At 70.3% G+C, this 13,070-nt stretch carries 8 protein-coding genes and 1 pseudogene; 6 read left to right on the top strand and 3 right to left on the bottom strand.

Annotation, left to right across the window (positions count from 1 at the left end):
* Nucleotides 1-42: 42 nt before the first annotated feature.
* Nucleotides 43-603, bottom strand: a pseudogene (locus tag ACIRJT_RS25975) (agmatine deiminase family protein); the annotation flags it as partial.
* Nucleotides 604-817: 214 nt separating this feature from the next.
* Between ACIRJT_RS25975 and ACIRJT_RS25970 the strand changes: the two are divergent.
* The 6 genes from ACIRJT_RS25970 (at nt 818) to ACIRJT_RS25945 (ending at nt 7,448) form a co-directional block, all read left to right on the top strand.
* Nucleotides 818-1,834: a LacI family DNA-binding transcriptional regulator gene (locus tag ACIRJT_RS25970; protein WP_403913352.1), complete on the top strand. Its 1,017-nt coding sequence runs from the start codon at nt 818-820 to the stop codon at nt 1,832-1,834.
* Nucleotides 1,831-3,444, top strand: a complete 1,614-nt coding sequence (locus ACIRJT_RS25965; protein WP_403913349.1) for a sugar ABC transporter ATP-binding protein — start codon at nt 1,831-1,833, stop codon at nt 3,442-3,444. Before ACIRJT_RS25970 ends, ACIRJT_RS25965 begins: the two co-directional genes overlap by 4 nt.
* On the top strand, nt 3,434-5,392 hold the full coding sequence (locus ACIRJT_RS25960) for a substrate-binding domain-containing protein (protein WP_403913346.1): 1,959 nt from the start codon (nt 3,434-3,436) through the stop codon (nt 5,390-5,392). Before ACIRJT_RS25965 ends, ACIRJT_RS25960 begins: the two co-directional genes overlap by 11 nt.
* Nucleotides 5,393-5,468: 76 nt before the next feature.
* On the top strand, nt 5,469-6,392 hold the full coding sequence (locus ACIRJT_RS25955; protein WP_403913343.1) for a ribokinase: 924 nt from the start codon (nt 5,469-5,471) through the stop codon (nt 6,390-6,392).
* Nucleotides 6,389-6,778, top strand: coding sequence for a D-ribose pyranase (gene rbsD / locus ACIRJT_RS25950; protein ID WP_215109292.1), 390 nt, complete (start codon nt 6,389-6,391; stop codon nt 6,776-6,778). The genes ACIRJT_RS25955 and rbsD overlap by 4 nt, the downstream gene beginning before the upstream one ends.
* 289 nt (nt 6,779-7,067) lie before the next feature.
* The gene (locus ACIRJT_RS25945) at nt 7,068-7,448 is read left to right on the top strand and encodes a hypothetical protein (RefSeq protein ID WP_403913340.1); all 381 of its coding nucleotides are present in this window, start codon (nt 7,068-7,070) and stop codon (nt 7,446-7,448) included.
* 12 nt (nt 7,449-7,460) lie between these two features.
* Here the strand turns inward: ACIRJT_RS25945 and ACIRJT_RS25940 are convergent, their stop codons facing one another.
* The gene (locus tag ACIRJT_RS25940) at nt 7,461-10,772 is read right to left on the bottom strand and encodes a type ISP restriction/modification enzyme (protein WP_403913337.1); all 3,312 of its coding nucleotides are present in this window, start codon (nt 10,770-10,772) and stop codon (nt 7,461-7,463) included.
* Between the two features lie 125 nt (nt 10,773-10,897).
* Entirely contained in the window at nt 10,898-13,033 is a 2,136-nt protein-coding gene (locus ACIRJT_RS25935) for a UvrD-helicase domain-containing protein (RefSeq protein WP_403913330.1), read from the bottom strand.
* Between the last annotated feature and the right edge of the window lie 37 nt (nt 13,034-13,070).

The following is a 13,070-nucleotide window of genomic DNA, read 5'->3' as shown; positions in this document are numbered from 1 at the left end:
GTGGATGTGATCCAACCCTCGGTGAGGCGCGGTGGACGCGGGTCAGTCGACCGGCTCGCCGGGCCGGTCGTGCGTGGCGCAGTGGATGCCGCCGCCCCCGGAGGGCACGGTGTCGATCACGACCGGCACGATGTCGCGGTCGGGGAACTGCTCCTGGAGAATTCCCCGGGCCCGGTCGTCGGCCCTGCGGTCGCCGAACCTGGGCATGAGGACCGAGCCGTTGGCCACGTAGAAATTGGCGTACGTCGACACGAAGTCGTCGCCCTCCGTCGACACGAAGTCGTCGCCCTCGCCGGTGACCCTGTCCAGATCGGGCTGCGGCAGGTCGATCACCTCGAAGCGTCGGCCGCGGGCGTCGGTCGCCTTGCTCAGCACCGCCCTGGCCCGGTCGGCCGCGCGTGACCAGGAGTCCGGGGGAGTGCCGGGGAAGGCCTGGTCGAGGAGCACCACGCCCGGCGCCGTGAAGCGGACGAGGCTGTCCACGTGGGCGTCGGTGATGTCCTGGCCGCGCACCCCCTTCAGCCACACCACCTTGTCGACCCCGAGGGTCTCGATGAGGTCGGCCTCGATGCCGTCCCGGCCCAGCCCCGGGTTGCGGTTCTCTGGCGCCGCCCCTCCCGCACCGCTCGTCCCGCATCGCACTCAGCCCCCCTCCCGTCACGATCCGGTCTCGGACGCGGGAAGGGGGCTTGTTTTTGGCTATGTAATCGATTCCAATCATCCGTGTAATCGATTCCATGGCGCCGAGCGGCTGGTCCACCACCGGTCGGCGCAAGAGTTTCGAGGTGTACGGAAACCACAAGGAGGTGGTCCGGACATGGCGGGCATCAAGGATGTCGCGGCCGAGGCGGGTGTGTCGGTCGCCACGGTGTCGCGCGTGCTGAACAGCCATCCGTCCGTCAGCGAAGAGGCGCGTACCCGCGTCCTCGCCGCCGTCGAGGTGCTCGGCTACCGGCCCAACGCGGTCGCCCGCTCGCTGCGCACCGCGCAGACCCGCACCCTCGGCCTGGTCATCAGTGATGTGCTCAACCCGTACTTCACCGAGCTGGCCCGCTTCGTCGAGGAGGAGGCCCGCGCGCTCGGCTACAGCGTCATCATCGGCAACGCCGACGAGCGACCCGAGCTCCAGGACCACCACATCCGCACGCTCATCGACCGCAGGATCGACGGGCTCCTCGTCTCACCCGCAGACGGAGGCTCCCCGCTGATGCGGGACGTCGCCCTGAGCGGCACCCCGATGGTCTTCGTCGACCGCTGGATCCCCGGCATCGACGTCCCCGTCGTCCGGGCCGACGGTACGGGCGCCGTCAAGGATCTCGTCGCGCATCTGCACGGCCTCGGTCACCGCCGGCTCGCCATCATCGCCGGGCCCGCCGCCACGACCACCGGCAACGAGCGCGTCGGGGCCTTCCGGGACGCGATGCGCGAGCTCGGGCTCGCCCTGCCCGACGCCTATATCGGCCAGGGCGACTTCCAGGCGGCCAGCGGCCGTCGGGTCACCGAGCGCTTTCTCGCCCTGGCCGAGCCTCCCGAGGTCGTGTTCGCCGCGGACAACCTGATGGCCCTCGGAGCGCTGGACGCGATCCGGGCCCGAGGACTGCGGGTCCCCGACGACATCGCGCTCGCCGCCTTCGACGACATCCCGTGGTTCGTCCACACGGACCCGCCGATCACCGCCATCGCGCAGCCGACCGCCGACCTGGCGCGGGCCGCCGTGCGCGCGCTGGCCGACCGGATCGAAGGACGGACCCCGCAGTCCGTCACCCTGCCCGCCCGCCTCGTCGTACGCCGCTCGTGCGGCGGGGCCGCATCGAACCAGAGGAGCGACCGGTGACCGCACCGGAAAAGCCACGGGTGACCGCGCCGGACGAGTTGCTGCGCATCGAGGGTCTGCGCAAGACCTTCCCCGGCGTGGTGGCGCTCGACAACGTCGACTTCGACCTCCGCAGAGGCGAAGTGCACGTGCTGCTCGGCGAGAACGGCGCGGGGAAGAGCACTCTCATCAAGATGCTCTCCGGCGCCTACCGCCCCGACCACGGCCGCATCCTGGCCGAAGGGCGTGAGGTGCGCATCGAGGGCGCGCAGGACGCCGAACGGCTCGGGATCGCCACCATCTACCAGGAGTTCAACCTCGTCCCCGACCTCACGGTCGCCGAGAACATCTTCCTGGGCCGCCAGCCGCGCCGCTACGGGCTCGTCGACCACCGCCGGATGCGCGAGGACGCGGCAGAGCTGCTGCACCGGGTCGGCGTCGACGTGCGACCCGACGCCAAGGTCCGTGAACTGGGCATCGCCCGACTCCAGATGGTGGAGATCGCCAAGGCGCTCAGCCTGGAGGCCCGCGTCCTGATCATGGACGAGCCGACCGCCGTGCTCACCTCCGAGGAGGTCGACAAGCTCTTCGCGATCGTCCGCCAACTCCGCGAGGACGGCGTCGGGATCGTCTTCATCACCCACCACCTGGAGGAGATCGCCGCACTCGGCGACCGCGTCACCGTCCTCCGCGACGGCCGCAGCATCGACCAGGTCCCCGCGTCGACCCCCGAGGACGAACTCGTCCAGCTCATGGTCGGCCGCAGCATCGAACAGCAGTACCCGCGCGAACGCCCCGAACGCCCCGACTCCGCAGACGCGTTGCTGTCGGTGCGCGGGCTCACCCGCAGCGGCGTCTTCCACGACATCAGCTTCGACGTGCACGCCGGCGAGGTCGTCGGCCTCGCCGGACTCGTCGGCGCCGGGCGTACGGAGGTGGCGCGCGCGGTCTTCGGGGCCGACCCGTACGACGCGGGCACCGTCGACGTACGCGGCGAACGCCTCGCCCGGCACGACGTGCCCGCCGCGATGGGCGCCGGGATCGGACTCGTACCGGAGGACCGCAAGGGTCAGGGCCTGGTCCTGGACGCCTCCGTGCAGGAGAACCTGGGGCTGGTCACCCTGCGTTCCGCGACCCGCTCCGGGCTCGTGGACCTCAAGGGGCAGCGCACGGCCGCCGCCCGCATCGCGCACCAGCTCGGCGTCCGCATGTCCGGCCTCGGCCAGCATGTGCGCACCCTCTCCGGCGGCAACCAGCAGAAGGTCGTCATCGGCAAGTGGCTGCTGGCCGACACTCGGGTCCTCATCCTCGACGAACCCACTCGGGGCATCGACGTCGGCGCCAAGGTCGAGATCTACCAGCTCATCAACGAGCTGACCGCCTCCGGGCACGCCGTCCTGATGATCTCCAGCGATCTGCCGGAGGTCCTCGGCATGAGCGACCGGGTGCTCGTCATGGCCCAGGGCCGGATCGCCGGAGAACTCCCCGCGGGCGAAGCCAGCCAGGACGCCGTCATGGCCCTCGCCGTCGGCACCCCGACCACCACCCGGGGCCCCGCCCCCGACGACGTACCGACGTCCACCGAACACCCCGCACCGAAGAAGGAAGAGGAGGGCCCCCGTGGCCACTGAGACAGCCAAGAGTGACGCGGGAACGGGCGGCGGAGTCTCCGTGATACGCCGCGTCCTGCTCGACAACGGCGCGCTCAGCGCCCTGGTCGTCCTGGTGGTGGCGATGTCGCTGCTCTCCGGCGACTTCCTGACCACCCAGAACCTGCTGAACGTCGGCGTCCAGGCGGCCGTCACCGCCATCCTCGCGTTCGGCGTCACCTTCGTCATCGTCTCGGCGGGCATCGACCTGTCCGTCGGTTCGGTGGCGGCCCTGTCCGCGACGGTCCTCGCCTGGTCGGCGACCTCGGCCGGCGTGCCGGTCGTCCTGGCCGTCGTGCTCGCGATCGTCACGGGAATCGCCTGCGGCTTCGTGAACGGAGCCCTCGTCTCGTACGGCAAACTCCCGCCGTTCATCGCGACGTTGGCGATGCTCTCGATCGCCCGCGGCCTCTCCCTCGTCATCTCGCAGGGCAGCCCGATCGCCTTCCCCGACTCCGTCTCGGTACTCGGCGACACCCTCGGCGGGTGGCTCCCCGTGCCGGTCCTCGTGATGATCGCGATGGGCCTGATCACCGCACTGATCCTCGGCCGCACCTTCATCGGCCGCTCGATGTACGCGATCGGCGGCAACGAGGAGGCGGCCCGGCTCTCCGGGCTCCGCGTCAAGCGCCAGAAGATCGTCATCTACGCGCTGTCCGGTCTCTTCGCCGCCGTCGCGGGCATCGTCCTGGCCTCGCGCCTCGTCTCCGCCCAGCCGCAGGCCGCCCAGGGGTACGAACTCGACGCCATCGCCGCGGTCGTCATCGGCGGAGCGAGTCTGGCGGGCGGTGTCGGCAAGGCGTCCGGCACCCTGATCGGCGCGCTCATCCTCGCGGTCCTCCGCAACGGTCTCAACCTCCTTTCCGTGTCGGCGTTCTGGCAGCAGGTCGTCATCGGCGTCGTCATCGCGCTCGCCGTCCTGCTGGACACGCTGCGCCGCAAGGCGGGTTCGGGAGCAGCCTCCTCCGCGGGCACCGCCCCCGGCGCGCCGGGATCCGGGCGCAAGGGAGCGCTCAAGCTGGCCGGCGCGGCACTCTGCGTCGCCCTCGTCGTCGGCGCGGTCTCCTTCTTCAACTCCGGCTCGTCCGGGGGCACGACGAAGGTCGGCATGTCCCTCTCCACGCTCAACAACCCCTTCTTCGTGCAGATGAAGGAAGGCGCGCAGGCGGAGGCGGAGAAGGCGGGCATCGACCTCACCGTCACCGACGCCCAGAACGACGCCTCCCAGCAGGCCAACCAGCTCCAGAACTTCACCAGTTCCGGCGTCTCCTCGATCATCGTCAACCCGGTCGACTCGGATGCCGTCGGCCCGGGCGTCCGCAGCGCCAACAAGGCGGACATCCCCGTGATCGCCGCCGACCGGGGCGTCAACAAGGCGGAGACCGCGACGCTCGTCGCCTCGGACAACGTGGCGGGCGGCAAGCTCGCCGCCGACGCGCTGGCCGACAAGCTCGGCGGCAAGGGCAGCATCGTCATCCTCCAGGGCACGGCGGGCACCTCCGCCAGCCGTGAGCGCGGGGCCGGTTTCGCCGAGGGACTGAAGGCGTACCCGGACATCAAGGTGGTCGCCGAGCAGCCCGCGGACTTCGACCGCACCAAGGGCCTGGACGTCATGACCAACCTCATCCAGTCGCACCCCGGCGTCACCGGCGTCTTCGCCGAGAACGACGAGATGGCGCTCGGCGCGGCCAAGGCACTCGGCGCCAGGGCCGGGAAGTCCGTCTCGGTCGTCGGCTTCGACGGAACCCCGGACGGCCTGAAGGCGGTCGAGGCCGGCACGCTCTACGCGTCGGTGGCCCAACAGCCCGCCGAACTGGGCAGGATCGCGGTGCGCAATGCCGAGAAGGCCGCGAAGGACGAGAAGGTCGAGAGCACGGTGAAGGTGCCGGTCAAGGTGGTCACCCGGGAGAATGTCGCCGACTTCTCCTGACTGCCACCTGGCCCGTGAACAGGCCTGTCGACCCTCGACCCTCGGCCCCCGACCGACGAAAGCAGGAAGCACGCACATGCACGACACCGCCCCCGACGACCGGTACGACCTGCTGGTCGTCGGGTCGGCCAACGCCGACCTGGTGATCGGCGTCGAGCGCCGCCCCGCGCCCGGCGAGACGGTCCTCGGCTCCGACCTCGCCGTCCACCCCGGCGGCAAGGGCGCCAACCAGTCGCTGGCCGCCGCCCGCCTCGGCGCCAGAACCGCTCTCCTCGCCCGGGTCGGCGACGACGACCACGGACGCCTCCTGCTGGAGACCCAGCGCGCGGCCGGCGTGGACACGGACGGCGTCCTGGTGGGCGGGGCCCCCACGGGCGTCGCCCTGATCACCGTCGATCCCTCGGGCGACAACAGCATCGTGGTCTCCCCGGGAGCCAACGGCCGCCTCACCCCCGAGGACGTCCGGGCGGCGGCCCCGCTGCTGGCCGCGGCCCGGGTGATCTCCGTACAGCTGGAGATCCCGCTGGACACGGTGGCCGAGACGGTACGCGGCCGGGGGCCGGACACCCGGCTCGTCCTCAACCCGTCCCCGCCCGCCCCGCTCCCCGAGGAGGTGCTCGCCGCGTGCGATCCGCTGGTGGTCAACGAGCACGAGGCGCGGTACATCCTCGGCGACGGGGCGGGGGAGTCCCCGCACGACTGGGCGCCCGCCCTGCTCGCGCTCGGCCCGCGCTCGGTCGTGATCACCCTGGGCGCGGCCGGGGCCCTGGTGGGGGACAGCCGTACGGAATCCCTGGACCACCTGGTCAGCCCGAAGGTCGAGGCGCTCGACACGACCGGTGCCGGGGACGCGTTCACGGCTGCCCTGGCCTGGCGTCTGGGTCGGGGCGACGACCTGCGGGAGGCGGCGGCCTTCGCGGTCAGGGTGGGGGCGGCGGCGGTCACGGCACGGGGGGCGCAGGAGTCGTTCCCGACGCTGGAGGAGGTCGACGCGCTGTGAAGAAGTCGGGCATCCTCAACCGCCACCTGGCGGGCGCGATCGCCGAACTCGGCCACGGCGACACCGTCCTGGTCTGCGACGCCGGCATGCCGATCCCGCCCGGCCCCCGCGTGATCGACCTGGCCTTCCGCGCCGGGACCCCGTCGTTCGCGGAGGTCCTGGACGGCCTGCTCGACGAACTGGTCGTGGAGGGGGCGACGGCCGCCGAGGAGATCCGTGACGCCAACCCGGAGGCCGCGGCGCTCCTGGACGGGCACTTCCCCTGGCTGGAAGTGGTCCCGCACGACGAGCTCAAGGCGCTCACGGCGGCGGCCCGCCTGGTCGTACGGACGGGGGAGGCCCGGCCGTACGCGAACGTGCTGCTGCGGTGCGGGGTCTTCTTCTGAGCGAGCCCTCTCTGCCCGGACCGACCTGACGGCGGTACGACGGCGGGCCGCGCCCCACGCGGGGCGCCGCCCGCCCTCGTACGACCGTCCCGACCCGGGCCTCTTCGTGGCGGTTGCGCAGCCCGCGCAGGCACGCCGTCAGGGTGGGACTGTCCGCGGTCATCCGCGAGAACTCCGCCGCCGATACGCGTGCGAGAGGTACGAGACGTCTGTGCGTCGGGTTCCGCCGGTCAGGGCGCCTTCATGTGCTAGGCATGTCTGCATGTCTTCTCCAGCCCCTCTGCCACACGTGGACCTCACGGCCGCGCAGTGGCAACTCCTGGGCGAGTTGGTCTCCGCAGCCCTCACCGACCCGTCCCGCAGCGTCGACAGCACGGCCACCGCGGCCGCACGTGGCCTCGACCCGCGGCTGTTCCCGACCGATGCCGCCCTCCTCGCCTGGATGAAACTGGCCGAACACAGCGGTGACCAGCTGACGGCGACCGACCTCGGGGCCGCCCTCCACTACCGGCGTCTTCAGGAGTCGTTGGAGGTCCGGCTGAGCGAGGTGGCCAGGTACGCGGCAGCCAACGAGTCGTCGGTGCCGCGGTTCGCGCGGGCCGTGCGCCGCCTCGCCGAGGGCTCCTTGCCGTTCGCGGACGCGATGAGGGAGTCCCGGCGCACGGCGTGAGTCACGGCGGGGCTACCCGCTGCCCAGGTCGGTGAAGAGGGTGTCGGCAGGGCGATGACGCGGCTTGCGGTCGCTCTCCCGCCCGAGGAGTACACCGGCCGAGGTCAGTTCGTCGCGGGTGGAGACGGGCCCCGCCAGAACCTCGGCGAGAAGGTCTTCTTGAGCCGAGACCAGATCGGTGAGACGGCGCAGTACGGAGAGAAGGTCGAGCAACTCTTCCGTCCATTCGGTCGGCCAGCTCTCCACGTGCAGATCGTCCAACGGGCTCGTCCTCTTGCTGGTCGGCTTCGCCTTCCGGTAGCCGAACCACTTGTTCACGATCCTCATGCCGCCCACGTGGTAGGTCCAGACGGCCTCGGGCACGGGAGCGAACGTGCCGTCGCCCACGTGCAGCGTCCGGGTCTCCGCCTCGTACCGGATACGGTCCGGGACGTCGCGGCCGACGTTGGTCTCGTAGCGGACCTGCCGCGGATCCCCCGAGGGAAACCGGACGTCGCCGAGAGAGCGGCCGGCCCCCAGGTCGGCGCACCGCTCTCCGTACGTCGACGCCCACAGGATCTCGGCCCCGAGCGCCGTCGCCCGGCGCCACAGTGCCGCGTCCCGGGTCAGTGGCAGACGTATGCCCGGGGTGAGCAGCTCCTCCGCGAAGTGCTCCGTAAAGGCGCTGTGCGCGGTGACGGCGACGATGTAGGCGGCCAGGTCTGCCGCGCTCACCGGCCCCGCGCCCGTACTGCGCGAGAGATGGGGCAGCAGGCCCGCCGGGACGTTGGGCGTACCGTCGGGGTGCAGGAGCGGCATCACGCGGCCGCCGCGGCCGTTGAAGTGGTGAGTGTCGGGTATGAGGTGGGTGGCCACGACCGCCGGGCCCGAGTCGATCTCGTGGGACGACTGCTGGTTGAGGAAGAGCTGATCCGGTTGAACTGATGCCCAGAGATCGGGCCGAGGGCGGTCGAGTACACGGTTGTCCGCGATCAGCCACTGCCGGTCGAAGCTGCGCAGGGAGACGCACGCCAGATCCGGCCGAGTGTCGGGTTCGTAGTCGACCGCGTGGGGGTGGGCGGGTAATCCGGGCAACGGTTTCCTTCTGCTGCCCAAGTCGCGGTCGCCGGTCTCCTTGAACAGGACGGACTTGGCTGCCGGGTCCGGCTCGCGCACAAGCATGGCCCATCGGCGTTGCAGAGTCACCGCCGACGGACTGCTGACCCAGGATCGGTTGGCGGTGATTCCCAGGCTGCCCCAGGGGAGAAGTTCGCTCAACGGCGGGAAGTCCTGCCAACTCGACTGGGTCAGCGGCGTGAACGGAAGCTCTCCCCGGGAGTGAGTGTCCTTCCACCCGTCGTCGTCCAGCCGGATATCGCGCAGCTGCCGGAACTTCTCGTCGCGACTGCCGGCCACGGCACGGTAGTGCACCCGCGCCTCACGGACGTCCCTCCCCGCCGCTTCCCCGGCTCTGCGGACGAAGACGCAGATGGCGAGGGGCTGGGCGACGCCGGGGAAGACGCGGGTGGCGACGTCGGCGCGGTGTCCTTCGGGCGAGAGGTTGATGACCCAGCCCTCGTCGCAGGTTCGGCGCAGATAGCTCCGCATGCCCCGCCCGCCCGGGCCCGTGGTCCACCCGGACGGGGTGATGAAGCAGACGACGCCATGCCGGTCGTCCTGGTGCGCGTCGAACACCTTCCACGTGGCCCAGCGCCAGAAGTAGACGTACATGTTCTTGAGCACGTGTTCGTAGCGGCCGTTGCCCGACAGCCGGAAGCCGTCCAGCAGCGGCGCGTCCTGGCCGTGATCATGCTTCTCCACCCAGCCGCCGCGGTTCTCGGCCTTGTCGTCGTAGGGCGGGTTGCCGATGACCACATTGACCGGCGTGCTGGCCTTGATCCTGTTGGCGTGGCGCCGGGATGCGGCCAACGCGTCGTAGGACAGGTATTCCTCCTCGACGAAGGGGTTGTCGAGGGTGTCGGTGACGAAGAGGCTCAGGCCGCCATCCGGCAGCGCTGATCCGTGGCGTTTCAGCAGGTCCGACGTCCGCAGCTCGGCCACGGCGTAGGGCCCCATCTGCAGCTCGAAGCCACAGAGTCGTGTGGCGAGGCGCGATATGGCGTCAGCGGCCATGGCCGGGCCGGATCGGTCCGCAGCTTGCTCGGCCACCCGGTCGATGATGGTGTGCAGATACGTCCCTGTGCCCATGGCCGGGTCCACGATGCGTACGTCCTCCTCACCGAAACCGGCTTGCTGCGCGAGGCGGGTGCGCAGCACGTCCTCCGTGAGACGAACCATCTCCTCCACCACCTGATGCGGTGTGTAGTACGAGCCGCTCCGCTGCCGCAGCGCGGGATCGTACACGGTGAGGAAGTGTTCGTAGAGATGGAGGTAGGCGTCCCGGTTTCCGGCTCTGATCGCAGGCCAGTCCACCTTGGCGATCGTCCGCTGCAGGAGATCGAGCGTCACACTGAAACGCTCGTTGACGTTGTCGGTGAGGAGCTGGAGTGCCCGGCCCATGAGCGCGTGATCCGCGTTGAGGCCACGGCCGACATCATGCAGTCCGACGTCTTCCAGGAGGAGGTCCTCCGAGCGGGCGAGAAGCAGAGCGAACGTGACTGCCTGGGCGTAGCCGTCGGCGAAGGTGGCGTCGTCGGCGGAGGGGAAGAGCAGCCGCCGCCACTCGTTCTTGAGCCCGGTGAACGGCCTGGCGCGTAGGTCGTCGTCGGAGGCCGGTGACTTGGCCTCTACGTAGAGCTGTTCCAGCACGGCTGATCGCAGAAGCCTGCACAACGGCGCAAGATGTTGGACCAAGCGGGACACGTTGGAGATATGCGGTGGCTTCCAGTTGAGGAACACCCTCAACAAGGCGTCGAAGGCCGCGGGATCGGTCGGGACCAGTCTGTCTCCCGCGTTCCGGAGCGCGCCCTTGAAGTACACCGGATCACCCAGCTGGCGCCCGTCGCGGAACAGACGCCACTCCGTTCCGTTGGAGTAGAGCAGGTTGGGCAGGTTCCGGAGCTTCTCCCACTGTGCGCGATTCGCCTTGTTGAAGGTGTCCGGATCCACTGACAGCGCGGGCTTCTTGAGCTCGATATAGCCCGTCAGGTCGCCGCCGGACCGGACGGCGTAGTCGGGGCGGACACCGAGGTCGGCGATGCGGTACTCGTCGTGCCAGGTGACCTCGTGCTGATCGTGCCGTTCGCCGACCGCCCGCAGCAGATTCTCGAGCGGTCCACGGATCGCGGCTTCCTCGCTGCCGCCGCCACCGGACAACTTGGTCTTCGACTGACGGCCGAACTCCGCTACGGCGGCCAGAAGCCAACCGTAATGCCCTTCTGACATATTCCCCCCGGGTCGCGTCAGACGGAGCCTAGCTACGCATGGTGCGCAGTGGAAGACGGTCTGTTACCGAGGAGGTTGAGGGGGCCGCCGGGACTGTCGGGATGGTGATCCGGCACGGCCGCCGCTCACACCCCGGCCTCCACCAGGAAGGTGCTGGGTTCCCCGGTCCACGACACGTACAGGTCGTCCCGTGCCCGCGTGCATGCCACGAAGAGCAGGCAGCGTTCCGCCAGCAGGTCGGCGGCGTGCTGAAGGCGGTCGACCTCGACCGGTGTCACCGCCTTGGCGAACGGGAGGGCGCCGGCGCTCGCGCCGATGACCGCGACACACCGGAACTCCAGCCCCTTGAAGGCATGCATGGTGCCGACCTGGACGGCGTCCGCCTCCGCGGCCGTGTCGCCCCGCAGACGGGCCGCGGGAATGCCGGCCTGCCGGAGCCGCTCCACCGCCTTGTCGCCGTTCTTGTTGAACCGGGCGCTGACCCCGATCTCGCCTGCGGCGATTCCGCTGGCGAGCCAGCCGCGCACCCGCTCCACCAGTCCGTCCAGTTCGGCTGCCTCCGACGCGGCTCCGAGCATCTCGGGCCGTGTGCCGTGCAGGGACGAGCGGTAGCCCAGCAGGGTCTCGGTCCGTGCGTCGTCGGCCAGCTGTTCGAACGGCCGCCCGACGAGCAGCGCCGTCGACCAGCTGAGGATCTCGTGCGTGGAGCGATAGTTCTTGCGCATCTTCGTCGAGCGCCCGGCGACCCTCACCCCGACGGCCTTGAGCGAGACCTTCGAGTCGTAGATCCGTTGGTGCGGGTCGCCCGCGATGAACAGGTCGTCCGGCCGGGACGGGGCGGCAGCCCGCAGCAGCCGCCACTGCACAGGATGAAGATCCTGCGCCTCGTCCACGACGACGTGCCGGTAGCGCGGGCCACCGGACTCCAGCAGATCCGCCGCCTCCGCACAGGTACCGAGATAGGTGCGCAGTCCGTCGGCTGTCAGCCGGTCGGTGAACTCCTGGATCGTGCGCCACACCAGCGCGCGCGAGGTGATGGGCAGGGCGCTGCCGCGACCCCGTCGCTCGCAGCTCTCGTACCCCTCCGGGGTGCGCAGATTCTGTGCCAGGACGACGTGCTTGTGCTCCTGGGCCAGGAACAGCCCAGTCCCCGAGAATCCGGTCGCCCGCGCGGCCTGCCCCCACCGCGTCTCCTCCTCGCTGCCGCGCAGCGGGCGTCGCGACGTGGACACGACACGCCCCGCGAACGCGTCGACGGTCATGATGTCGACGCGGTCGCGCAGGGCCTCGTCCTCCACCAGGGTGGCCAGTCCGTTGCGCAACGCGGCCACGAGCGCGTTCGTGTACGTGGTCAGCAGGATGCGGTCGCCGTCGCGCAGGTGTCCCAGCAGGTGCCGCACCCGGTGCAGCGCGACAACAGTCTTCCCGGTGCCCGGGCCGCCGGTGACCTGGGCGGGGCCGGAGTACGAAGCCCGGTAGGCGATCCGGTGCTGGGAGGGGTGGAGAAACACCCGCCAGGCCGCGAACGGCTTGTCCAGGATGTCCCGCAACTCCTCGGAGGCGGTCACCAGCGCGATGCGGGTACGGGTGCGGTGGATGGCCGTGGCGAAGTCGTCCGTGTCCACCGGAGCGTCACCCGGCGAGACCTGGGCGAGGCTGACGGAGACGACGTCCCGCCACACCTCCTCCACACTGAACCCCGCCGCCAGGTACTCCAGCACCTCTCGCTGGTCCTGCGGGAAGTAGGGGGCGAAGACCTCCAGCTGCTCCGCATCGGTCAGCGCACGGGCCTGACGCAGCGTCGTCGCGTCGATGCCCAGCGCCGCGAGGTCTCCGTCGGACACCTCCGCGAACAGCCGCTGATCGGCAGCGGGCGCGATCCGCTCGTAGGCGGGCGTGAGCTCGTCCAGCATGGCGATGTCCCGGATCTCCACCGCCCGGGTGACGGTGTTGATGCTCGCCTTCTGCTTGATCGCCCAGTCGATCGCCTTGTCGTGCGGCATCACCCGGAGCAGCACGTACGTGTCACCGCTGGCGGGCGCGAGCACGACACCCCGCGTCCCCTGGTCGATGCGGATGGTGCGGATGTGTGGATCGCGGGCGCGCTTCAGCGACTCCAGCTTCAGCCCCGGGTCCTTGAACAACTGGTCGAGCGTGAGTCGTTCGAACTTCTCCCAGGCGTCGAACACCCCTTGTTTGACCGTCCCTTGAAGCTTGGCGAGCTGGGAACAGAAGCCGATGTCGAACGCGAGGTGGGGCATGGGTGGACTCTCCCGAGGTGCGGGCGGAACGGAGCGA

The organism is Streptomyces sp. NPDC102283 (assembly GCF_044766265.1).
In the GTDB taxonomy this organism is placed as follows: domain Bacteria; phylum Actinomycetota; class Actinomycetes; order Streptomycetales; family Streptomycetaceae; genus Streptomyces.
Note: the sequence above shows the minus strand (reverse complement) of the source record. Positions and strands in the feature narration are given on the sequence as shown.